The 23731-nt window shown below is 32.8% G+C and carries 19 protein-coding genes and 2 tRNA genes; 15 read left to right on the top strand and 6 right to left on the bottom strand.

The genetic code is table 11. The annotated features are described in order from the left end of the window. Positions 1 to 534: 534 nt before the first annotated feature. From AB674_RS21365 to AB674_RS21345, 4 genes are all read left to right on the top strand, one after another. Positions 535 to 1230: a pseudouridine synthase gene (locus tag AB674_RS21365; RefSeq protein ID WP_047779321.1), complete on the top strand. Its 696-nt coding sequence runs from the start codon at positions 535 to 537 to the stop codon at positions 1228 to 1230. A gap of 510 nt (positions 1231 to 1740) precedes the next feature. Beyond that, positions 1741 to 1812, top strand: a tRNA-Glu gene (locus AB674_RS21360). 280 nt (positions 1813 to 2092) lie between these two features. Further along, positions 2093 to 2530 (top strand): hypothetical protein, encoded by a 438-nt coding sequence (locus AB674_RS21355; protein WP_047779320.1) that lies wholly within the window; start codon positions 2093 to 2095, stop codon positions 2528 to 2530. Between the two features lie 834 nt (positions 2531 to 3364). Further along, complete coding sequence (locus AB674_RS21345) at positions 3365 to 4459, top strand: exopolyphosphatase (protein WP_047779318.1); 1095 nt, start codon at positions 3365 to 3367, stop codon at positions 4457 to 4459. An 89-nt stretch (positions 4460 to 4548) separates the two neighbouring features. Here the strand turns inward: AB674_RS21345 and AB674_RS21340 are convergent, their stop codons facing one another. Then, positions 4549 to 6990, bottom strand: a complete 2442-nt coding sequence (locus AB674_RS21340) for an arylsulfatase (RefSeq protein ID WP_082210693.1) — start codon at positions 6988 to 6990, stop codon at positions 4549 to 4551. A 476-nt stretch (positions 6991 to 7466) separates the two neighbouring features. Here AB674_RS21340 and AB674_RS21335 point away from each other — a divergent pair, with 476 nt between their 5' ends. Both AB674_RS21335 and AB674_RS21330 read left to right on the top strand, forming a co-directional pair. Then, a complete protein-coding gene (locus tag AB674_RS21335) occupies positions 7467 to 8015 on the top strand; it encodes a hypothetical protein (protein ID WP_047779317.1) in 549 nt (182 codons plus the stop codon). Between the two features lie 72 nt (positions 8016 to 8087). Then, positions 8088 to 9362, top strand: a complete 1275-nt coding sequence (locus tag AB674_RS21330) for an OprO/OprP family phosphate-selective porin (protein ID WP_047779316.1) — start codon at positions 8088 to 8090, stop codon at positions 9360 to 9362. Between the two features lie 132 nt (positions 9363 to 9494). Here AB674_RS21330 and AB674_RS21325 read toward each other — a convergent pair whose 3' ends face one another. Then, a complete protein-coding gene (locus AB674_RS21325) occupies positions 9495 to 10448 on the bottom strand; it encodes a Fic family protein (RefSeq protein ID WP_047779315.1) in 954 nt (317 codons plus the stop codon). Between the two features lie 479 nt (positions 10449 to 10927). On the opposite strand from AB674_RS21325, the gene AB674_RS21320 reads away from it, so the two are divergent. Further along, positions 10928 to 11473 carry a GNAT family N-acetyltransferase gene (locus AB674_RS21320; protein WP_053004351.1) on the top strand — a complete coding sequence of 182 codons (546 nt, stop codon included), beginning with the start codon at positions 10928 to 10930 and terminating at the stop codon, positions 11471 to 11473. Between the two features lie 171 nt (positions 11474 to 11644). Here AB674_RS21320 and AB674_RS21315 read toward each other — a convergent pair whose 3' ends face one another. Further along, positions 11645 to 12574, bottom strand: coding sequence for a DUF4421 family protein (locus AB674_RS21315; RefSeq protein ID WP_047779314.1), 930 nt, complete (start codon positions 12572 to 12574; stop codon positions 11645 to 11647). 405 nt (positions 12575 to 12979) lie between these two features. On the opposite strand from AB674_RS21315, the gene AB674_RS21310 reads away from it, so the two are divergent. The 4 genes from AB674_RS21310 to AB674_RS21295 all read left to right on the top strand — a co-directional run bounded on the left by AB674_RS21310 (position 12980) and on the right by AB674_RS21295 (position 17194). Further along, positions 12980 to 13972: a fumarylacetoacetate hydrolase family protein gene (locus tag AB674_RS21310; protein WP_047779313.1), complete on the top strand. Its 993-nt coding sequence runs from the start codon at positions 12980 to 12982 to the stop codon at positions 13970 to 13972. A gap of 592 nt (positions 13973 to 14564) precedes the next feature. Further along, entirely contained in the window at positions 14565 to 16091 is a 1527-nt protein-coding gene (locus AB674_RS21305; protein WP_047779312.1) for a glycosyltransferase family 39 protein, read from the top strand. Between the two features lie 141 nt (positions 16092 to 16232). Beyond that, positions 16233 to 16305, top strand: a tRNA-Met gene (locus AB674_RS21300). Between the two features lie 148 nt (positions 16306 to 16453). Next, on the top strand, positions 16454 to 17194 hold the full coding sequence (locus AB674_RS21295) for a protein phosphatase 2C domain-containing protein (RefSeq protein ID WP_047779311.1): 741 nt from the start codon (positions 16454 to 16456) through the stop codon (positions 17192 to 17194). Positions 17195 to 17592: 398 nt separating this feature from the next. Here AB674_RS21295 and AB674_RS21285 read toward each other — a convergent pair whose 3' ends face one another. Both AB674_RS21285 and AB674_RS21280 read right to left on the bottom strand, forming a co-directional pair. Beyond that, a complete protein-coding gene (locus AB674_RS21285) occupies positions 17593 to 18354 on the bottom strand; it encodes an alpha/beta fold hydrolase (protein ID WP_047779309.1) in 762 nt (253 codons plus the stop codon). Positions 18355 to 18378: 24 nt separating this feature from the next. Then, a complete protein-coding gene (locus AB674_RS21280; RefSeq protein ID WP_047779308.1) occupies positions 18379 to 19278 on the bottom strand; it encodes an EamA family transporter in 900 nt (299 codons plus the stop codon). A gap of 163 nt (positions 19279 to 19441) precedes the next feature. Between AB674_RS21280 and AB674_RS21275 the strand changes: the two genes are divergently transcribed. Further along, positions 19442 to 19903, top strand: a complete 462-nt coding sequence (locus tag AB674_RS21275; protein WP_047779307.1) for an Lrp/AsnC family transcriptional regulator — start codon at positions 19442 to 19444, stop codon at positions 19901 to 19903. 323 nt (positions 19904 to 20226) lie between these two features. Here the strand turns inward: AB674_RS21275 and AB674_RS21270 are convergent, their stop codons facing one another. Next, entirely contained in the window at positions 20227 to 21147 is a 921-nt protein-coding gene (locus AB674_RS21270; RefSeq protein WP_165579403.1) for a serine hydrolase domain-containing protein, read from the bottom strand. Positions 21148 to 22017: 870 nt separating this feature from the next. Between AB674_RS21270 and AB674_RS21260 the strand changes: the two genes are divergently transcribed. The 3 genes from AB674_RS21260 to AB674_RS21250 form a co-directional block, all read left to right on the top strand. Next, positions 22018 to 22554, top strand: a complete 537-nt coding sequence (locus AB674_RS21260; protein WP_047779304.1) for a hypothetical protein — start codon at positions 22018 to 22020, stop codon at positions 22552 to 22554. A gap of 90 nt (positions 22555 to 22644) precedes the next feature. Beyond that, positions 22645 to 23244 carry a hypothetical protein gene (locus AB674_RS21255; RefSeq protein WP_047779303.1) on the top strand — a complete coding sequence of 200 codons (600 nt, stop codon included), beginning with the start codon at positions 22645 to 22647 and terminating at the stop codon, positions 23242 to 23244. 265 nt (positions 23245 to 23509) lie between these two features. After that, a partial coding sequence (locus AB674_RS21250) for a hypothetical protein (RefSeq protein ID WP_047779302.1) occupies positions 23510 to 23731 on the top strand: 222 nt, incomplete at its 3' end.

The following is a 23731-nucleotide window of genomic DNA, read 5'->3' as shown; positions in this document are numbered from 1 at the left end:
CCTTGATGTTTTGAACACGATGTAAAAGCTAAGAATGCAATGAAGAGTAGTAATGAATTTTTCATGATTTAGATTATTTCTATTAAAATGAACGGAAAAACATTTGAAGACAGCTATTCTAAAGCGTATCTGTTTGGTATATTTAATTTTAGCAGAACAATATACGAATTCAGTTTTTAATTTTAAAGTTTTTGTTCGAAGGCATTCTGGTACTGAAATAAAGCTTCGGTAAAATCTAGGGATTTCTTGTTTTTAGCAATACTTATAGGGGGAAATTCCAATTTTTTAAATTCCAAATTCCAACTTTTAACAGCTCTTTTTCTATTCAGAAGTAGAAACTATCAAAATAGAAAAACCAATAAAATCCAAATTCCAACTAACGGATAACATAATTAAACAATTTACAAATCAGAAGATTATTTGTCCGACGTCTCTGACATAGATTTGAGTCTTATTCCCACTACTAAAATAAAAGTATCCAAATAAATAAGTCTTATAAGTGATTTTAATCGAAATCTCCTTTATTTTTGCCAAATGTTAGAAATTCTTTACCAAGACGAATATATTATAGCAATCAATAAACCAAGTGGATTGTTGGTTCACAAATCATTTTATGCGCGCGATGCAAAAGTTTATGCTATTCAAGAATTGAGAAATCAGATAGGGCAACATGTCTATCCTGTACATCGGCTAGACCGAAAAACATCCGGTGTCTTGTTATTTGCGTTGGATAAAGAGGTCTTGAAAATTATGAATGATCGTTTTGCCACACGCGAAGTCGAAAAAAAATATTTGGCAATTTTACGGGGTTGGTCACCCGAAGAACTAACGATTGATTATGATCTAACCAATGATGATGACATTAAACAAAATGCAATAACATACTTTCGTCGTTTGCAAAATGCTGAAGTTGAGTTAGAGTTTAACAATAAACCAACGTCACGATATTGTTTGGTAGAAGCGATTCCTGAAACTGGACGTATGCATCAATTGCGAAAACATTTCAAACATATTTTTCATCCCATTTTAGGAAGCCGTCCACATGGTTGTAACAAACAAAACAAATTATGGCTGGAGAATTATGACCTGAAAGAAATGATGCTTCATGCACATCAGTTAACTTTTACTCATCCGAAAAAAGAGGAACAACTAATCTTGAACGCAAAGATTAATGAAGAGTTTAGCAGAGTTGGTACTATTCTTAATCTGGATTTGAGTAAATACAAATAGAAATAGTCATTTGTAAATTCTACTATTTTAAATTCCAAATTCCAACTTAATTGATGGTTTGGATTGCAGCCCCATACTGTTTAGCGTAAAAAATTCAAACTGTTTTGTCTCTTCGCTATCGCTCGAATCTAAATTTTAAATTTTTATAGCTCTTTTTCCGTTCTAAAAACAAAGTTTTGAGAAGAAATCGACAACTAAAGACTGGAATTAAAAGAAGACTTATTAAAAATCGCAACGAAATACAGTAAGAATACTCCTTAAAAAACAACTATTTTAAATTTTATTGAAAATTATTTATTTTAATAACGAAAGAAAAAAACGGTCTTCCTCTTTTCCTAACACAAAAACAAACGATTATTAATCAAATAAATACACATTCATTAACTCAATCACTTTACAATTTCTTACTTTTTAATGCCCTGTTTTCAGAAAAACTAAAAAAATAAAATTTCAAAATCTCATTGTGTATTCCAAAAATAGTTGCATTTTTGCACTCGCAATAACAAAGCAGGCCCGTTCGTCTATCGGTTAGGACGCATGGTTTTCATCCATGTAAGAGCGGTTCGATTCCGCTACGGGCTACTAAAGACAAAGCTTCAGAGAAATCTGGAGCTTTTTTGTTATACACTGTTTTTAGAAAAATCAATTGATTCTTTTTGGATCAAGTCCAAAAGTTGTGGAGAAGCTAAATCTTGCAAAGTCGCAAAGCCGCAAAGTTAAAAGGTTACGCTCTCCGTTTGTCCTTTTGACAATTTAGAAATCTTCTTCTTCTTTTTTACAGAGATTTTGAATCTAGTCTGTTTTTTATTTTGCTACAGATTAAATGAATTAAAAAACCTTAATCAACTATACTAATTAAATTATGAAGATTAAAACTTTAAACACTGTCCCTTTTGTGATCGCTTATCTGATTTCCTTACCAATTGAAGGATTTATTTTGACCCTTTTAGGCTTTAAAGCTCTAACCATTCCATTGCTTGTTTTTAGTATTGCGTCTACCATTTTATTATTCCGTGCATTTACCGGCACATTGCATATTAATTTACAAAATGAAGCAGAAATAATTATAATGGAATGGGACAAAAAACCCTTATTTTCTAAAATGGAAAATCAAACGATTAAGCTATCGGATATAAAAAACCGGAAGTTTTATAGTGGTCGTATTGCCGATAGACTAAAAATACACTTTAATGACAATAGTTCTCTAAAAATAGATTTTAACAACATGATTGATTTCGGAGAAAATGGTAAAAAAGCCGAGAAACTGTTGATTTTTTTAGACACAAAAAATAGTAAATAAGAGTAATATGAATGTGAAACTGGTACTCAACAATCCTTTATACTATTGGTTTTTATTCAACAAATCTGACCAATTTTTAAAAGTTATCAGATTAATTATTTACGAATTAGTAGTAGATTACAAGGAAAACAAAAGACTTCACAAGCGTTTAGTTCAATCTGAAAAGCATAAAAACGAATATTTAGAACAATTACTGAAAGAAAAATAATCTTTTAAAAGATATAGTGATTCCAAAAAGAATTAACTACTAAGTCAAAGCTTCAGAGAAAACTGAGGCTTTTTTTTGCACTAAACACAATTCTTATCTTAATTTTATTCTTTTGAAGTAGCGAAAACCTTTACCGGAAACTCCGATTATGTAAGTCCAAAATACTTCCTAAAAACAAAAAGTATCAGACGATATTTTTGACGTACAATTTCGCTTCTTATTCTTATTCAATACTTTACAAACCTACGTCTGCCCGTCCATAACTTTGAAACACCCTACCAGTAATTAAACCCTATATTTTTTTAATAACTGAGTTTGTATTCGTAAAGGTTTTTATAAATTTGCAAACTCAAATTTAACAGTTTTTACTAAGCCGTTTTAGGCCGGGTAACCAACTATTATCTTTCATTTTATAATTTACACATTTGCAACCATGATATCCTTTTTTACTTTGAAGGCTACTCTAAAAACTAATCCATTCTTCTTGAAAAGTATACCGCTGCGGTCCTAAATTATTAGCCTCTAAAACAACAATAACCTACATATCTATGATTTACAAACAAACACAACAACAAATTACCCTAACTACTTTATTCAAAATTATACTAAAACCGTAATTAAATCCAATGTTTACAAAAAACAAACCCCAAATTTTATTTTTCATTCTTTTTAGCTTATTATTTTCCATTAATACATTTTCTCAAAAAAATATTTATGCCGGAATTGAAATCGGACGTCGTGCTATCAAAGTTTCCGTTTTAGAGATGAATAATATCAAAAAAGCAGAATACGATATTCTATACTTTTCGAATAACAGACTTAGTCTTGCCGATCATATTTCTGCAAACGGTGAGCTTACTCAGGACGACATCAACAAATCGATTAATATAATTGTTGACCAATTACAGAAAATAAAAACTGAATTTAAAATTCGCGAAGATCATATCTTTATCGTAGCGGCTCCCGTTTTCTCCTCTGCCCGCAACGTTGACGTCTTAAAAAATAAAATCAGTACGCTAACCGATAAAAATTTAGATATAATGAATGTTAGCGAAGAGGCTAAAGTATTAGTTAAAGGCGGTATTCCTCCTGCTAATTACTCTAGTGCTCTATTACTGGATATTGGCGCTCAGAGTACAAAAGGTGGATACATTGATGAGCTTGAAGACAACAAATTAGAGTTCATTCCTTTGGAGCTTAATTTCGGTACGATGACTCTTACTGATGCCGTACAAAAAACGGTTGTAAATCAAAGTCAGGTTAATGATCTTTCGACATTTCAAGAAAAGTCGTTTGATTATAACACGGTACTGCGTAAGAAGATAAAAGAAATGCTTGATGCTAACCCTCTTTTACTAAAAAAAGATAAAATCTACTTATCGGGTGGTGCTGTCTGGGCTTTTGCGACTCTTTATTATAATGAAAACGTTAAAGATCATTATATTCCTTTGACCTTAGAAGACGTTATCAATTACGATGCTATTGTGAAGAATAATTTCAACAAACTTAATAGCCTTTCTAAAACCAATAAAGAAGCAGCCAGAGTTTTGAGTACCTATGACCAGAAATACCTTATCTCGGCAAACAACATACTATTGTCTTGTCTGGAAAGTATCCCAAGTTTAGAGACCAAAGAAGTGTACTTTGTGAAAGAAGGACAGGTAACCTGGCTTATCTCCTACATTGCAGATCGTTCTAAAAAAGTGAATACTAATTTTTAAGCAACTGCTTTACGGCATTACAAAGCCAATAAATCATAAAAGCCCGATCAAATCTGATCGGGCTTTCATTTTTCTTATCATATTATTTTTTAATCTCGCTTAAGTGCTCTTGCAGCTTCTTTTTGCAAATCCTGATATTGTTCTTTTCCAACAGAGACACCAACACCCAATATCGTTCCTCCTTTGAAGGTCCCAGGGGTTTTGTACTCTTTACTTACGGCATCACCGCTATCAAAACCTACACAAAGTCCGTCTCCGGAAAGTGTAAATTTACCGGGTTGCGTTTTCATTGGCCCTGAAGCAACTTCTTTGTCATTGATGTATAATTTCATCTGACCGATTTGTTCTCCGTGTTCCCCTGTTTTTTCTCTGATAAATTCCATACCCAGTGTATATTTACCCGGAGCAAGTGTAGTCGAAGAAACAAATTTTTGTTCGGGTTGAATTCCTAAGAAGTTGTATACGTAATTTAATTTACCGTCTTTTATAAACAAGGTATGTCCGCCAAAACGAGAACCGTGTGCAAAAATTACTCCTGAAGCCTTAGCGTCTTTAATTTCTACATCACCAACAATTTTAAAAGATCGCCCTCTTACGTTTACAGCCACCCCTTCCGGTACTGGAGCTGTTCCTGGATAGTACACGTATTTTTCACGTGGTGCTTCTTCAGAAGGTCTTTCTAATCCAATAATTTCGATTGCAGTTCTGTCATCCAGTGGCAACACTAAGTTTTTATCTGCTTCGTCGAACCAGGCGTCAATTAATTCTTTTAATTTATCCGGATTTTTCTTTGCTAAATTAGTCGATTCAGAACGGTCAACATTGGTATTGTACAATTCCCATTCGTCTTTATCAAAATGTCCTTTACCGGTTAATGGTGCATGAAGCGCAACTGCTTTCCAGCCGTCTTTCCAGATGGCACGAGAACCTAACATAGCGTAATATTGAATGTGTTTTTCTGTAGCATCATCCGGTTTGGCTGCAAAACTGTATTTCATAGACACTCCGGAAAGTGGATACTGCCCCACCCCATTATGAACCTTTGGCATTTCAAGACCACAGATATCTAAAATAGTAGGAACAATATCTGTAGAATGATGGTATTGATTACGCACTTCACCTCTGGCTTTTATTCCTTTTGGCCATGATATTACCAATGGATCAGCGGTTCCTCCTGCATATTCGCTGTAACGTTTAAACATTTTAAATGGAGTAGAAAATGCAGCCGCCCATCCTGTCGGATAATGCTCGTATGTATCAGGGCCACCTAATTTGTCCAGTAATTTTAAATTTTCAGCCAATTCATCCGGATATCCGTTAAAGAATTTATTTTCGTTTACAGAACCGTTTGGAGACCCTTCACCAGAAGCACCATTATCGGCTGCATAAATTACAACTGTGTTTTCTAACTGGCCTGTTTTTTCCAGATAGTCAACTACTCTACCAACCTGAGCATCTGTATATTCAGAGAAACCGGCATATACTTCCGCTAATTTTGAGAATAATTTTTTCTCTTCCGGTTTTAATTTATCCCAAGGGCGCACATAATCGGCCTCATTGGCAATATTTGGTGGTAAAAAGTTAAGATCCGTTAATTTAGTATCTTTTGGTAAAACACCTTTCGCAATCATACGAGGTAAAACCCATTTACGATACGATTCATATCCGTCATCAAACTTCCCTTTGTATTTATCAATATACTCTTGTGGAGCATGGTGTGGCGCGTGATTGGCTCCCGGACAGTACCATAAAAACCATGGTTTCGAAGGGTTCGTCGCTTTTTGATCTCTAATATACTCAATTGATTTATCCGCTAAATCTTTAGATAAATGATAGCCTTCTTCCGGGCTGTAAGGCGCTTCGGTAAAATGATTATCTTCCACTAAATCAGGATACCATTGATTGGTTTCTCCTCCTAAAAATCCATAATAACGGTCAAAACCTAACTGAGTCGGCCATTGTTTACGACTGGCTCCCGAAGCTACATCTTGCTCCGGTACGTTATGATCTTTTCCGATCCAAAAAGTACTCCAACCATTTTCCTGTAGAACTTGTCCAATTGTAGCACATTGTTCCGGAATACGTCCATGAGCTCCCGGAAATCCGTTAGCCGTTTCTGTAATAGCCGCATTACCGGTCAAGTGATGGTTTCTTCCTGTCAATAAAGTGGATCTTGTTGGCGAACATAAGGCTGTTGTGTGCCATTGGCTATAAATCAACCCATTATCTGCCAGTTTTTGCAAGGTCGGCATATTAATAGCTCCACCATATGGAGACCATGCCGCCATACCGGTATCGTCATATAAGACAAACAGTACATTCGGTGCTCCTTCGGGTGCCTTTTTTGGAGTATATGGCGCCCAGTCGGCTTTTGAATCTCTTACATCGAGTTTGATAACTCCTTTAAAATTTTCTTTTCTAACTTCTCTTGGATCTGATTGTGCGTGTGCTTTTTGAGAGAGAACAGCAAAAAAGCATACCATAATCAGTAAAAAAATGGGCTTGAGCATCGAATCTTGAATTGTCTTCATAGTTAATAAGGATTAAATTATTATATGTTTCTGAATTTAGAGATGCTGTTATCTTATGCATTTATGAGTAAAAAATTAGTTACTTTCTATCATTGAATTTTTCGAAAAAAAATGAATCTATAGCAATTCTTTCAATTGATAAAAACTAAAAAATCTTCATAAAGAAAAGACCAAACATCCTAAAATATGGTATCCTTTCAAATTTCCTGATTTCATTTAAGTTTACCTCTTCAATTAGCTCTAATTTGGTTGCAAGTTATAAGATGAAACATGTTTTTCAGCAAAAAAACCCAAACAACACTAGCGGTCAACTACTTTTATTATATTTTTTAAATTTCTTGCTACAAGAAGAAGATCATAAATACAACACTCCTTTTTACTAAAAAAACGGTGTAAATTATTCCATTAATGAAGCTCCTGTTTATGGAAAACACAATAAAGAAAAAACGATTTTTTAAAACTAAAAAGAACTGCAAATGAAAATAACAGCTTTACTTGCCATCCTGCTCTTAAGTTCACATGTACATGCACAGGAAGAAAATAGCGAACAAAGTGAGAAAGGAAGCCATCGCGTTTCGTTGGGTCTTAGCCACGTTAACATAGCACAAGGTGTAAAAAATTCCGGATCAAAATGGCTATCGGTACCTGCGTGGTCTGTAGATTATGACTACTGGCTTTCTGACCAATGGGCAATTGGTCTACATACCGATATAATTGTAGAAAGTTTTGAGGTAAAAGCAAACTTATCAAGCGAAGAAGAAACCCTGGAACGAAGCTCTCCAATAGCACCTGCAGCGGTCGGTATTTATAAGGCCACGAAACACAGCAGCTTTCTTTTTGGCGTAGGGGCTGAATTTGCCAAAGAAGAAAATCTATTCTTAAACCGGATTGGGTATGAATGGGGCACAGAAATAAGCCCTAAATGGGAACTTGGACTTTCTGCCTGTTACGACTTCAGATGGAATGCTTATGATAGTTTTTTAATTGGCATTAGTGTTTGTCGAAAATTCAAAGCTAAAAAGTAGAAAATTTAAAGTTCTTTTTTCCTGAAATAAAAACAAACCAGTAACAAACCAGCAATTTAAAATTTGAAAACAATGGTGAAAAACTGCATTTTAAAAATCTCAATTTTCTTATTTTTCTTTTTTCTAAGTCCTAAAATTTTTGCTCAGCATACTGATTTAGTTGATGATTCGCAGACTCAGATTTTAGCCGACACTACCCGAACTTACTTTATTCCTGATGCCACTCATAAAGGAATGAGGTGGTCCAGATCGCATAACAAATGGTTTTCTACCAAACTGGGATTTGCTCCTATTTTGGATTACAATACCAGTTTTCAAGATCAGGACAGTAAAAATCAGGTAGGACCTCAGGAAAACAGATTTGATATTAGAAGTGCAAGAGTAATGCTCAGTGGGAAAATCAATTTCAAGAACCCTTGGAAATACTTAATAAGTGTCGAATACAAAGGATTTGACAGAGCTGAAGACGATCCGAATTTTGGAATTACGGATTTGAAATTTGTAATCCCTTTATCTGAAAACAGTGATATAACCGTTGGAAAAATAAAAGAAACCTTTGTGTACGAAATGGTTGGAGATGCTGCTAATCTCCCTCATTTTGAACGATTGCTTAATCCGTTTTTTAACAGTCGGAATATTGGAGCCATTTATCATCATTTTTTTATGAACAACAGATTAGCTGTTGCTGGTGGTGTTTTTAAAGACTTTATAGGCAATGATAAAAGTTTTTCAAATTCAAACAACACTTTTACCACCAGAATCACCGGACTCCCAATATGGAACAACAATGGAAAAGAGTTCATACACATTGGAGTTGGTGTTCGTTACGTTGATGCTAAAAATGATGTTATTCGTTTGAAAGGAAAAAATGAGTCCAATATATCATCCAATTATGTTGATACCGGAAATCTAAATGCTTCTCACCAATGGAATATGAGCTTAGAACAACTTTGGAGCTTAGACAATTTTTCGGTACTAATGGAATATGCACATAACTGGACGGCAACAAAAGACTTTGGCACGGAACAATTTAGCGGTTATTATGTAACTGCCAGTTATGTTGTAAGCGGAGAACAAAGACCCTACGACCAAAAGGCAACTTATGCCCGAAGAATCAAACCAACAGGGAAATATGGTGCATGGGAAATTTTCACAAGGGTTGGGCAAAATGACTTAGAAACAAAAGAAGTCCATGGCGGAACAAACAATCGCTATGATTTAGGATTAAATTGGTGGGCAACCCAATACTGGAAAGCCGGAATGGTTTATGGCATAGGTAATTTAGATAAAGGCGGAATTACCGGCATAACCAATAATTTTCAATTCCGACTACAGTGGATTTATTGAAAATTTTATTCCTGAATTAGTTAGACAATACACAAGAAGGCTTTAACAAAACAGGAAACAGAATACAATTACCCCTTTATAAACAACAGAAAATACTTTACTTCTAATCTTCCCAATCCTATAAGTATCGCGTTAATCTCTACTGTATACGGTTGTTTTTTTATCACCTTGTTTAATGATGATTCCCTGTTCAACCGCTTTTTTCAAATCTCTGCTGGCTGTTGCAGACGATAAATCCTTAAAATAGTTCAAATACTCTTTTCTTGTAAACTCTCCTGTAAAATTTTCAAGAAAAACTTGAATTCTATTTTCATCAGAAAGTCTTTTTGTCGAATTTTCCAGAAGTTCACTCAAAGATTGATCTATAATATGCAGCATGTACTCGACGAATTTTGTCGATTTCCCTTCCTTGTCTGAAGCTGACAATGAATCATAATAGGCAATTTGGTTTTTCGAAATTAATGTTTCAAAAGGCAAGAATCCAAAAACAGGGTATTCTTCTTTTAAAATTAAAGTCTGCCACAATCTTCCCATTCTCCCATTTCCGTCCATAAATGGGTGGATAAATTCCATCTCATAATGAAAAACACAACTTTTAATTAGTGCTATTTCAGATTTATCTTTTAAATATTGAAACAAATCTTTCATTAAAAACGGAACATTTTCATATGGTGGTGCAATATGTTCCACTTTTGATCCTTTTACAATTCCAACGCTTTTTGTTCTATATTTTCCGGAATTTTCAATAAGATCTTTCATTAGCATTTTATGCGCTTTTAGAAAATCTTTCTCAGAATAATGTTTAAGAAGATTCAAATTTTTATAAACTTCTAAAGCATTCAAAACTTCTATTATATCTTTCTGTGGCCCAACAACCCTTTTGTTTTCTACTATTGCTGTGATTTGCTCCTCAGATAGTGTATTCCCTTCAATACTTAAAGAAGAATATATCGTTTTTATTTGGTTTTGCTTTCGTAAGCTTGGATTGGTTTTGATTAAATATCGGACATTTGCTTCTCCAATTTTTTCAGAAATTGAAGAAACATATTTTAACATTAATGACGTTATTTCGTAGGGAGGCTTCATATTTTGATAGTATCAAATGATACTATCAAAAATACAAATTTAATTCAGTGTTTATTACGGAAGTGAAGAAAAAGTACACAACAGTTTCGATGTTTAACTTATCACCTAATTAATTCAAGTTACTAGTTATTTTTTTTTGAATCTGTTACTATTTGAATAGCCTCCTGCTTTAGCTGGAGGTGAATTATTGAGAAGTGTCTAATTGGCTTTAGCCGAAAGAAGCGCAGTATATTTTGTTTCATTTTAGAGATAACAGAACTAGTAACTTGAATTAATTACTGCGAGTTGAAAATTAGACATAAATAACTGAAGAAACGGGAACGTATAAATCCAGTCAGATAAGTCTGCTTTTCTATTTCTGAAACTGTGAAAATTGTTGAAAATAACATAACAGAAACTGTTTAAGAAAAAATCCTAAATTGTGATACATTTCTTTCAAATTACAACTATTTTTGATAAACTATTTAAGCAATCAAAATATGAATATAGATTTTACAAATTTCCCTGATCTGCCAACCGAAAGATTACACTTAAGGGCGATATCCGAACAAGATGCCGAGGCAATTCATAAACTGCAATCAGATTCTGTTGTCAATGCATTTGTAGGCAGAAACATTACTTCTACTCTGGAAAGTGCAAAAGCCTACGTGTTACGAATGCGTACTTTAGTTCAGAAAAATGAATGTATATATTGGGTAATTGCTTCAAAAGACAACAATACATTTATCGGCAGTATTTGTTGCTGGAATTTTGATCTGGAAAATGAAATTGTAGAGATTGGCTACGAAATGTTACCTGAATTTCAAGGCAAAGGTTTTATGACAGAAGCCTTGAAAGCAGTAATTGAATATACTTTTGGCACCATTAAAGCCAACCTTATAACCGCTTTCCCATCATCTGATAATAACAATTCTGTTGCGATATTAGAAAAGCTAGACTTTGTTTTTGAAAATGAATCGTACAACAACAAACATCAAAATATAAAAAACCTGACGACTTACACATTGAGACCCCAGACTCATTAAAAACAGAAAATCTGATTTTTTTTTTGCCTCACGTTACTAATTCAAATTTTAAGGTATCAGGAACAAAATCAATGGCTTTTTTATATTTTGCCACAGATTAAATGGATTAAACTGATTTGATTCTTTACTCTATATTCTTTACTCTATATTCTTTACTCTATAATTCCTCTCCTAAATCCCCAATCTCCATATATAAGCAATTTGAAAGTTCCCCGAAGCCAAACCTGTACTATTACCATTATTAGTACCATCACTGTCCTGTGAGAAAGAAGAAAATATAAGATTATTGATATAGGACAGTCCGAGAGACCATTTTTCTTTATTGTATCCTGCAGAAATTCTGGGAAAAAAGGTTGGATAAATCTCTATCTTTTTTTTGCCAAAATCATTTATTCTTTCGGTGCCAAAATTAACACCCGCTGTTATCGATCCACTGGTAAACCATCTTTTACTAATTGCCCAGGTATAAGCATATCCTCCGCTTACCCCAAATTGAAAGTTACGTAATGAATTTTTAGACTTGTGGACAAAAGAACTATCCGAGTCTATTTTTGTAAAATACACCCCTCCGCCCAATAACCAACTCCCGGCAGATTTTAACTGTCTTTCATTTTGATTAAAGGCCGCTTTATAAGAGAATTTTTTATTGTTAAAAATATACTGTCCAAAAGCACCATACTGCTGAATCTTTAAATCGGGATACAGCTGTATGTTTTTATTGGAGTTGTCTGCCGTATAAAATCCGCGGTATTTTTGAATGAAAAGATCAACTGTGAACTTACGCCCGTAGTTGTGAAGCTGAAAATCAAAGGCTTTTGTTCTTCCTTTTTTGTCATCTCTCATAAAACCCAAACCATAGCCATAACTAAAATTGATTATAGTATTGTTTACCGTAACTCCCAGACCTAAACTCATAGGAGTGTTTGGCATGAATTTTTTAGTTTCCCCGTTTGTCTCTTGTTCCAGTGAAAGGAATTTCAGAGCTAAATAAGACGACACAGAAAATTTATTCTCGAAGGGTTTTATGTACGTCGTGTCAATTTGTGCTGCACAAAAAAAGGGAGACACAAAAATAAGTAAAAGTGAAAGATATAATTTCATTGTGGTATTAAACGGAAAAAAATTACTGCTATTACTTCGGGTACAACTATTTTTTTAAAGGTTATAATCCATTAAAAAACAATCTAACAGAAAACAAAAATAAAGTAAAAACCAAAAAAACTTCAAAGAAACATACATTATTATTGATAAAATAACAGAACCTGTAAATTAGTAAATTTTAAACAAAATACCATCTAATTTGCAACCGGTTACTCAAGCCGAGCAAGACAATAGCTATGAAACGCTTTACAAATAACCACCAGAACCTCTACGAAGAGTAGTTTTTTGTACCGTTATTATTTTATATATTCGTTCAACATAAAGAAAACGATTTCGAAAACTAAAAATCATTAATAATCAACTAGTTACTTTTAAAGTTAACATAAAAATTAAATAAACAATATAATGAAACTAGCATCAATAGATAATAATACAAGAGACGGAGAATTAGTTGTTGTAAATAAAGAATTAACAAAAGCCATCCGCGTTCCTGAAATTGCCTCAACCATGCAACTTGCAATCGATAATTGGGCAGACAACGAAACTAAACTTCAAAATATTTACGAGCAGTTAAACTCAGGTACACTTACAACGGGAACTTTTGATTTTACAACTGTACGTGTTTTAGCGCCAATTCCGAGAGCTTACCATTGGGCAGACGGAAGCGCTTATGTTACCCATGTTGAACTTGTTAGAAAAGCAAGAAACGCAGAACTTCCTGAGTCTTTTTGGACAGATCCTCTAATGTATATGGGTGCTTCTGATGCTTTTATTGGCGCCCATGATGATATAGAAATTGAAAACGAAGAATGGGGAATCGATTTTGAATCAGAAGTAGCAGTAATCACAGATGACGTTCCGGCTGGAGTAAGTGCTGAAGAAGCACTAAATCACATCAAATTCGTCACTATTATAAACGATGTTTCACTGAGAAATCTAATTCCAAACGAACTTTCGAAACAATTTGGATTCTATCAATCTAAACCTTGGACTTCTTTTGCTCCGGTAATCGTTTCGGTTGATGAATTGAAAAATGAATTTGTCGATGGAAAATTACATTTACCCTTGATATCTGCATTAAACGGAGAAGTTCTTGGAACTCCAAATGCGGGTATTGATATGACCTTTAATTTTGGTGAATTAATCGCTCACGCTGCAAAAACCCGTTCATTAATGGCTGGTACTGTTATTGGTTCCGGTACAGTAGCCAACCAAGGAAGTCCAACAGGCTCCAGCTGTATTGCCGAAATCAGATGTTTGGAAACCATAAAAGACGGAAAACCTTCTACTCCTTTTATGAAATTTGGAGACCAGATTGAAATCGAAATGAAGAACGCCACCGGTGCTTCTTTATTTGGTAAAATCAATCAAAAGGTAAAAAAGTACGAAAAGAAATAATTTGTACAAGATCATAGTATTAAATTTAATGAGCTCGATATTGTATCGGGCTCATTTCTTTTTGGGTTTATTCAATCCTTTTGATGTTTAAAATAGTACTGTAATATTTTATCGAACAAGTTATAGCGCTTACTACTATAACTTTACTAAAAAAAGATAGGGAAATAGTCTATCGCAAATAAATTTACTCGTCCCTTTTTCTTCTTTCGTGTTTGATGACACCAATATTTCACAGCAATACGTTTGAGAAAACTCCTTACAGACACACTATTTATCTATCCTATCATCGCTAAAATAAAATCAAATAGATTTAGAACGATTCTTTTAAGCCAATTTTTCTTTTTCTCCATTTTATTTTAATGAGTTAGACCTAACAATGCATTCGCTTGAGTTAGCAAAATACCTAAATTGGTTTCAAACATTCAAATAGAAAATGGTTTTTCTTTCCTTTTTTTTTTAGCTATCCATAAACATAGTATAAGAAGGTTAGTTTTCATTTTTTTATTCATTAAATTTTAAATTAAACTTAATATCTTAGCTAAGCATTTTAAACACTGATTTAAAACCTCTTACCCAACAAACCAAATTTCCTATGACTAAAAAAACAATCATTTTAATTGGGTTTATCATTCTAAAATTTGCTTTACAGTTCGTTTTACTGAGTCCCGAGTATGATTTACAGCGTGACGAATATCTCCATCTCGATCAGGCACATCATTTGGCTTGGGGCTATTTATCGGTTCCACCTGTCACTTCGTGGATTTCTTATATTATATTTTCACTCGGAAATGGCGTTTTCTGGATTAAGTTTTTTCCTGCTCTCTTTGGTGTTTTAACGCTAATCGTAGTCTGGAAAACTATAGAAGTCCTAAAAGGCAACCTTTATGCTTTGGTTTTAGGAGCGACCTGTATCGCATTTTCCTCCTTGCTGCGAATCAATATGTTGTACCAACCTAATTCTTTAGATGTATTGTGTTGGACCGCTTTTTATTATGTCATAATTCAATACATCACCACCGAAAACACAAAATGGTTTTATATTGCCGCTGTTGTATTTGCTTTTGGTTTTTTAAACAAATACAACATTCTCTTCCTGCTTATCGGCTTCTTGCCTGCTCTTTTACTTTCCGGTCAAAGACGGATTCTGACAAAGAAAAAACTTTATTTTGCCCTAATTCTTGGCTTGTTATTGATTCTACCCAATCTTTTATGGCAATACAACAATCAGTTTCCTATTATCCATCATATGAAAGAATTGGCCGAAACACAATTGGTTAATGTAGATCGTATTGGTTTTTTGAAAGAACAATTATTGTTTTTTATCGGAGCTTTTCCAGTTATTCTTTTCGCTTTATATGCCCTGCTATTCCATAAACCTTTCTCGAAATACCAATTCTTTTTTACTACAATACTCTTCACATTACTCGTCTTTTTATATTTCAAAGCCAAAGCCTATTATGCCATTGGCCTCTATCCCATTTATATTGCTTTTGGTGCTGTTTTCCTTTCTGATATTCTGAAATCAGGTTGGAAACGTTACTTGCAACCTGTATTTATTCTGATCCCCCTGTTGTTTTTTATACCGATGTACAATTTAGCTTTTCCAAATAAGAGTCCGGAATACATCGTAAAACATTCAGAAAAACGCAAAAAAATGGGGATGCTGCGTTGGGAAGATGGAAAAGATCATGCACTACCACAAGATTTTGCCGATATGTTAGGCTGGAAAGAACTTGCCCACAAAACTGATTCTGTGTATGCCACTTTAGCAAACCAGAAAGAAACGCTGGTCCTTTGTGATAATTATGGACAGGCCGGAGCTATTAATTATTACTCCAAAAAAGGAATCAAAGCGGTTTCGTTTAGTGCCGATTATGTCAATTGGTTTAATCTTGACATCCGGTATAAAAACCTCATCAGAGTGAAAGAATACGAAGAAGAGAACAAGGAATTTAAAGAAACCAGTCCGTATTTTGAAACTTCTCAGATTGCAGGTGAAATTACCAATCTATATGCTCGTGAATATGGGACAACTATCTTTGTATTTACTGGCGCTAAAGTCAATATTAATAAAAGAATAGAGCAGGAAATTAAAGAAGAGAAAGATTATAGTAAGTAAAACCCAAATAACTACCAAAAATCTACTCTTATAAACCACTAAAGGCTAGTAAATTATCAGATTCTATTAAATAAAAACAAAAAAAAAGCACTAATTCCTTTGCTAAACTGTATTTAGTGTGTATCTTTGCACCCGAAACAACGCGGGATAGAGCAGTAGGCAGCTCGTCGGGCTCATAACCCGAAGGTCACAGGTTCGAGTCCTGTTCCCGCTACTAAAGTAAAGCTTCAGAGAAATCTGAGGCTTTTTTTTTGCTCATACTTAATAGGGGAAATTCCAATATTTTTAAATTCCAAATTCCAACCTTTTGCAAATCTCAAAATAGATTTTATTCATTTCCGTATAAAAAACTAGAAAAAAAAATGAACATATATTCCACAATAAGAATCGGAGATTACCACCAAAATAACTGTGAAGACCATCTATATATAAATGAATATGGCAAAAATATGATTTTATGTGCTGTTATGGACGGCTGTACAACAGCATTGGAAAGTCACTTTGCATCTACCTTAGTTGGAAAGATATTAAAAAAAATCTGCATAGAAAAAGGCTATAAAGACTTTGTAGATCCTGAAAGTTTAGACGATATTGACGAAAGTTTAAAGTCAATTTTAAAGAATTTACTAGTCGAACTTAAAAATATAAAAAATGCATTAATGCTGGACACCAAAGAATTATTGACAACAATGCTAATAATGTTGATTAATAAAAAAAGTGAGGAAGGAATCATTCTTGCTATCGGCGATGGATTTGCAATTGTAAACGGGAAAAAATACGAATTTGACCAAGACAATAAACCAGATTATTTAGGCTTTCATCTATCGGAAGATTTTGAAAAATTATATGATTCTCTGGAACAAAAAATAAAATTTAACAAAGTACATGACATATCTATTGCAACAGACGGAATATTTACCTTTGAGAAATTAAAACCTGCCAAATCAAAGGAAGCCATTGATACTATAGATTTTTTAACAATTGAAAACACGGATCAAGGTAAAGGTGAAATGCTTCATATAAAACTAAAAAAATTAGAACATAATTATGGCTTAGTTCCTACTGATGATCTCTCTATCGTTCGTATAATAAAAACAGAATGATGAAATTTACGCAGTTAAAAAAAAGATGATTAACACTTCGATAAAGTTTATAATCAGCAATATATTTGATCAGAGTAAAGCTTCAGAGAAATCTGAGGCTTTTTCTTTGCTCATACTTAATAGAGGAAATTCCAATATTTTTAAATTCCAAATTCCAACCTTTCACAGACCCTTTTTCTATTCAACAATAGAAACTGTCAAAATAAAAAACTATTTAAAATCTGGAACTGGAAAATTTCTAAACTAGAATCCAAAGGGCTCAAAGTCGCCGACACTAACATAAGTTCAAGTTTTATTCCCACTATTAAAGTAAAGCCTCGGACTTCTCTGAGGCTTTACTTTAATAATTCTCTTCACAGCGACAGATGACAAACCTGTGCGAATAGAGTTTTCCTCTATTATGTAAGCAACTGGATAAATGCAACAACTCTATTTAAAACCATCTCCGGCATTTCTTTATGTGGAGTATGATAAACATTTGGAATTATAAATTTTTCAGCTTTTCCACTTACTAAATCTAAGGTTTTATTCACTTGTTCTAACGATCCGTATTCGTCATTTTCTCCCTGAACAAACAAAACCGGGCAACTAATTCCTGGTAATAAATATTCGATATTCCATGTTCTGAAATCATCACTGATCCATGTTTCTGTCCATGCTTTAAAAACCATATCTGTTTTATCTTCATGATACTTTTGCAACCTTTGAGGCAAATTTGTGGTATTATAAGCTTCCATTGCTTTATAAATTCCTATGAGCGTTATATCTTCAACAAAAATATGAGCTGCTTCGCATATAATTGATTTAATTCTATCTCCATATTTAGCTGCAGCAATTAAAGCAATAGAACCGCCATCACTATGACCAAACAAAATCGCATTGTCTATTTCTAAATTTTCCAGTAATTCATTTAAAATATCAGCCTCTAGTTCAAGATAATTAACGGGTCTGGATGATGAAGACATAGCTTCAGATTTTCCATAACCTGAGCGATCATAAACTAATAAATTACATTGAGAGGCTTTAGCCATTTTTTCAGGAAAGTCTCTCCAAAGTTCTGTGCAACCTAAAGAATCATGCAAAAAAACAAGTGTAGGACGATTTTCCAGATCATTTACATATTCAGCGTAAAGACTCTTTCCATTTATATTCAGTAACATATTTTTATCCTTTAATTTTTATTCTCAGATTAAACTACCTGCTACTTGTTTTTGTTTTTTCGCCTTCGCCAAATTAAGATAAATGATAGCGCCCAGCATTATTGCAATACCAAATAGTTGAAGGAAAGTAATTTTTTCTCCCAAAATAATATGTGCACAAAATACTGCTGCCGGCAATTCTAATGTCAATAAAACAGAGCTTAATCCCGCTCCTATTTTTGGCATGCCTGCAGTAAAACAAATGGGTGGAATCACAGTACCGAAAATAGCCAAAAATGTCCCCCACTGTAGTAATCCAAAATCAATATTTGTACTTGTTGTAATCGCTTCCATGTTAATCAAAAATATAATGATTGCCGATCCGCTTGTCATTAATGCGCTCTTTTCAAACATTGGCGTTTCTTTTCCCAGTTTGCTGGTAAAAACAACGTAAAGTGTATATAATATGGCTGCTAACAAACTTAAAAAAACACCTTTATAAGAAATATTAAAACTATTCAGATCTAAAAGATTCCCTGCCAAAACAGTCCCGAAAATGATAAAAACGGCAGATACAACTTCTATAAAGTTTGGTTTCTTTTTAAAAAACACCCATTCAATCAAAATACTCAACCAAGTAATCTGCATTAGTAAAACAATAGCCAACGAAGCCGGAATATACGATACAGAAAGATAATAAGTATAAGCCGAAGACCCCATTGAAGTGCCTGCTAGAAGCAATTTCCAATTAATGGTTAATTTATATATTCCGTTTTTGATATTTCTAAAAATCACCACAGACCATAAAATTATGGTTCCAATTAAAGCCTGCGAAAATGTTATTTCACCCGGAGTATATCCTTGTCCGTATGCAATTTTTGCAAATGAAGAGAGCATTCCAAAACTCAATGCGCCTAAGGCCACAATAATAATGTATTTATTCATTTTTATTTATAATAAATTTCTTTTGTACCGCCAAATATATCAAATATCAAACTACGTACTGTTTTGTAAATCAAATCATGTATTTAATCCTAATTAAGTGACTAAATTTGGTTTTTTGTTCTAAATTTGTTTTGCTTTTTACAATTAAACGGGAAAAAATCCAATGGAAGAATTAAACAAACAGGAAATCGAGCTACTCAGAATCCTTCAGAAAAACTCAAGATTTGATATTACTGATCTTACCGAAAAGTTAAATATGTCCAGAACATCTGTTTATGAAAGAATAAAAAAGTTAGAAAACGAAGGATATATTAGCAATTATGTAGCGCTAATTAATCCCAAAAAAGTTGGATTAAACTTTACGGTAATTATCAACGTTTCGTTAATTAGTCAGCGCCTTGAGTTTGTAGAAGAGTTTTCAAAACAAGTAGGGGAATTGGAAGAAGTTGTTGAGGGATATGTAACTGGAGGAATTTTTGACTATGTCCTAAAAGTGGTCGTAAAAGACCCTGAAGCATTTAATGATTTTATTGTCAAAAAACTTTCGATAATACCAAATATAAGTAAAGTTCAAAGTTCATTTGTGATGAGTTACATTAAACAGTCGACGGCTTTGCACTTTTAAATCTTTACAAGCAAAAGGAAAAAAGCACCTATTATTTCCTTAGATTTCTCAAACACAATTACTTTTATAAAGTAAATTCCAATCTTTTAAATTCCAAATTCCAACTTGACCTATAACGTTAACGTGGATTTGACCCTGCTAATAAGACAAAGCCTCAAAAGAAATCTGAGGCTTTTTTTGTTTATACACGTTTACGATTCTCTTTGCACGGATTGTAAATCTTCGCTAATGGAATCCAAATCCTTTTATACTAAGAAAATACAATTATGTTTTTCCATAAAGGACTTTTTTTTAATTAGCTACATTTAAAAATATAAACCCTATCAATTCTTTTCAAGTAAAACTTGTATCGAAGTACTGATTTCCTCTAAAGTATTTTGTTTGTTATTTGATACTAAAATAATTGTTAATCCAGGATTACTGACTAACAGAGCTTGATAATTGAAAGCACTCCCATCATGTATATGGTTTATCACTTGGTTTTGTTGAATACTACCTTCTCCAAGACCTGTTTGATTCCCAGTGGAAAAAGGATTTAAAAGTTCAATTGTTGATTGGGGTGTGATCAGTTTAAATGAATTAATAGCTTCAGACCATTTGTAAAAATCTTCCAGATTTAATGCTGTCCAACCCGAGATATTATATTTAAGAACATCTTGTTTTCCGCTATTATTAAAAGACTTTGCAAAAAGTTTTTCTGCTTCACCAGGATCTACGACTCCATTTTTTATTCCGATTGGCGGAAATATCTTTTTTTGCACAAAAGAACTGAAAGACATTTTAGTGATTCTTTCTATGATTCTACGTTGTAAAAACACATTATTGTTATTATAATCATATTTTGTTCCCGGCTCAAAATCAAGGGATTTTGTCCTTTTTAATTCTTCCATGTTCTCAGAATCGTTATTGACTTCATTCCATTTTATTTGTGGAAGGCCACTTGTATATTGAAGCAAGTGAATGATTTTAATTTTGTTCGCCCAAGAAGGAAGTTCAGGAAGAAATTTTGATATCGTATCGTCAAGTTTTAACTTTCCTTGTTCTTTGAGCATCATAATTCCAACAGCATTAAATTCTTTTGCAATTGAACCTATATGAAAACGATATTTTTTATTTAATTGAATTGCTCCGCTTGCGTCAGCTTGTCCAAAAGCTTTTTCGTATATTATTTTCCCGTTTTTAGCAATTAAAACGTTTCCGTTGAACTCTTTTGATTTATTTGCTTTCAGAAATAAACTGTCCAATTTTGTTTCTTTTTGTGCAGACTGACTATAACAATTAATACAAATTGTTAGAAAGATAATAAAAAGTAAAACCCTGTTTTTTTTAGTTATATCCATAGTATAAATTTCAATAAATATAAAGAATAATCCTTACTAAAAAACATTGGATTAATTTAGAACCAAAAAACAGCCTGCTAATGAAATGCTTCTACGCTATTTCTTTGCAAGTATTTATCATTGGAGATTATAAATGAGTTTACCTAAATGGCAGATTACCCTATTATTCGACGAAAAAAAACACTTTTTTAACGAATGGCTAGCAAGATATCTTTCATTCGTAAACCCGAACAACCAGAAAAATTACAAAAAGTCTTTTTATCAGGAAGGAAAACTGGAAGAAATAAATTTGAATCTGTTAGCCTTTTATTATAATAATCAATCTTATAAAATAAATTCCAACATTTTAAATCGCAAACTATAACTTAACCGATAACGGGGATTGAAATTCTGGAATTAAAAGAGAACTTATTAAAAGTCTGATTTATAAATTAGAATTTGGAAGACTCCTTTATTTCTCCTTATTACTAGTGCGAAGTCAAGAGACATTTTCCTTATGCTTAATCTATATATTGTCGATTATCATTCTCCTTCTAAAGATAATGGGCTTAATAGCTTTGTTAATCAATTAACAGTTAATAACAACATAATGTAATTTGCACTTACACAAATACAATCATTTACTACGGTTTTAAATCAACACCTATTACTATTCTTACAAAATACTATTTTTATAAAAGCTTTAAAAAAATAAGTTTTCAATAATTTATTAATTAAAACAATTATAAAATAAAAAATAAATCAAGATTAGCTTTTGAACAACTTGAATTAGAAATGCAGGTTCTTTCTAAGGAAGAACAACGATATGTTGTAGGCAGTACAGGATCTATAGCCGATGATTACGAAAGAAATCACCCTTCTGGAGGAATAGCTCCGGGGTCGGCTGCACTTACGATAGGAATGCAAAGAACCGATTGTTTTTTCCAGGCGCTTGCATACGCAAATAACTTTCTTGGAGGTGATGATAAACGTAATTCATCTTATTTTTATAATGCTTACAATAGTAGTTACGGTAATGCTGATGGTGGCGTAGCCAATTTTAGCATTGCAGATGCCTTTGCATCGAATTTCTTTGTACAGCAAAATATTAATAATTCCGTTCCTGGTAATATGGATAATTTTGCAAATGGTACAGGTGGCGTATTAATAGGGACTTATACAACTTCTGCGGGTTATCAACATGCGGTGATTATTACGCATGTATACAGTAATGGAAGGATTGATTTCTATGATCCGCAAAACAATATTCAAGTAAAAAACAGCCCACGCTCAATAACGCATTACTTAGCATTAACAAGTAATTGCCAATAGACATCAAATAGTTTTTATATTATATTAGAAAAGATTTATTAAAGTAAGTAAGTTGTTTAATAGATCGTTAATTCTTTTACATGTAGCCAAATGTTTAAAAAAAATCTTCAAACAATTATATTTATTTTTATTTGTAATTGTTATTACATAAATGCACAGAAAAATTCTTTAAACAATACTTTTGTCGACGATTTAAATATGTGTCAATTAATTTATAAACAGCCAACATTTTATTTTAAAATAGATTCTGCATATGATTATGAATTTGATCCAGCCGAAAACACATTATATTTGGATTATGTAGTTCAAAATAAACAAAATGATATTACAATTGCTATTTCGACGCTAAAATTAAGAGAACCTAACCAATTGTTTAAAAGAATGTTTCCTAAGTCAAAAGACTTTAATAATGTGATACCTTATGTTATTTTTTATGGAGATACCATTTCAACAAAACCAATTGAGATTGACAAAAAGAAAATAAAAGAACTAAATGCTGATAATGGATATATTTATAATATGAAAATTACTAATCCTTATTTAAATAAGTACCCTATGTGTAAAACAGTCTTAATTCATAAAGACAATGTTAGTAATGCTCAAATATTATATTTCTATACCAAAAAAGACGAAAATAAAGTAGATGATGTCATTCAAAAAACATGGGGTATGCTGAAATTTAAAAAGTAGTCAATTGTTCTTAAATTATAGACATTTTCCTTATGCTTAATCTATATATTGTTGATTATCATGCTGCTTCTAAAGATAATGGGCTTAATACCTATGTTAATCAATTAACAGTTAATAACAACATAATGTAATTTGTTCTTACACAAATACAATCATTTACTACGGTTTTAAATTAATATCTACTACTATTCTTACAAAATACTATTTTTATAAAAGTTTTAAAAAAATAAGTTTTCAATAATTTATTAATTAAAACAATTATAAAATGAAAAATAAATCAAGATTAGCTTTTGAACAGCTTGAATTAGAAATGCAGGTTCTTTCAAAAGAAGAACAACGTTATGTTGTAGGCAGTACAGGGTCTATAGCCGATGATTACGAAAGAAATCACCCTTCCGGAGGAATAGCTCCGGGGTCGGCTGCACTTACGATAGGAATGCAAAAAACCGATTGTTTTTTCCAGGCTCTTGCATACGCAAATAACTTT

It is taken from the genome of Flavobacterium sp. ABG (assembly GCF_001027725.1).
GTDB lineage: Bacteria > Bacteroidota > Bacteroidia > Flavobacteriales > Flavobacteriaceae > Flavobacterium > Flavobacterium cupriresistens.
Note: the sequence above shows the minus strand (reverse complement) of the source record. Positions and strands in the feature narration are given on the sequence as shown.

Excerpts from the sequence above, each read along its gene's own strand:
- AB674_RS21365 (WP_047779321.1), top strand. The coding sequence starts at position 535 with ATGTTAGAAATTCTTTACCAAGACGAATATATTATAGCAATCAATAAA.
- AB674_RS21355 (WP_047779320.1), top strand. The coding sequence starts at position 2,093 with ATGAAGATTAAAACTTTAAACACTGTCCCTTTTGTGATCGCTTATCTG.
- AB674_RS21345 (WP_047779318.1), top strand. The coding sequence starts at position 3,365 with ATGTTTACAAAAAACAAACCCCAAATTTTATTTTTCATTCTTTTTAGC.
- AB674_RS21340 (WP_082210693.1), bottom strand. The coding sequence starts at position 6,990 with ATGAAGACAATTCAAGATTCGATGCTCAAGCCCATTTTTTTACTGATT.
- AB674_RS21335 (WP_047779317.1), top strand. The coding sequence starts at position 7,467 with ATGAAAATAACAGCTTTACTTGCCATCCTGCTCTTAAGTTCACATGTA.
- AB674_RS21330 (WP_047779316.1), top strand. The coding sequence starts at position 8,088 with ATGGTGAAAAACTGCATTTTAAAAATCTCAATTTTCTTATTTTTCTTT.
- AB674_RS21325 (WP_047779315.1), bottom strand. The coding sequence starts at position 10,448 with ATGAAGCCTCCCTACGAAATAACGTCATTAATGTTAAAATATGTTTCT.
- AB674_RS21320 (WP_053004351.1), top strand. The coding sequence starts at position 10,928 with ATGAATATAGATTTTACAAATTTCCCTGATCTGCCAACCGAAAGATTA.
- AB674_RS21315 (WP_047779314.1), bottom strand. The coding sequence starts at position 12,574 with ATGAAATTATATCTTTCACTTTTACTTATTTTTGTGTCTCCCTTTTTT.
- AB674_RS21310 (WP_047779313.1), top strand. The coding sequence starts at position 12,980 with ATGAAACTAGCATCAATAGATAATAATACAAGAGACGGAGAATTAGTT.
- AB674_RS21305 (WP_047779312.1), top strand. The coding sequence starts at position 14,565 with ATGACTAAAAAAACAATCATTTTAATTGGGTTTATCATTCTAAAATTT.
- AB674_RS21295 (WP_047779311.1), top strand. The coding sequence starts at position 16,454 with ATGAACATATATTCCACAATAAGAATCGGAGATTACCACCAAAATAAC.
- AB674_RS21285 (WP_047779309.1), bottom strand. The coding sequence starts at position 18,354 with ATGTTACTGAATATAAATGGAAAGAGTCTTTACGCTGAATATGTAAAT.
- AB674_RS21280 (WP_047779308.1), bottom strand. The coding sequence starts at position 19,278 with ATGAATAAATACATTATTATTGTGGCCTTAGGCGCATTGAGTTTTGGA.
- AB674_RS21275 (WP_047779307.1), top strand. The coding sequence starts at position 19,442 with ATGGAAGAATTAAACAAACAGGAAATCGAGCTACTCAGAATCCTTCAG.
- AB674_RS21260 (WP_047779304.1), top strand. The coding sequence starts at position 22,018 with ATGCAGGTTCTTTCTAAGGAAGAACAACGATATGTTGTAGGCAGTACA.
- AB674_RS21255 (WP_047779303.1), top strand. The coding sequence starts at position 22,645 with ATGTTTAAAAAAAATCTTCAAACAATTATATTTATTTTTATTTGTAAT.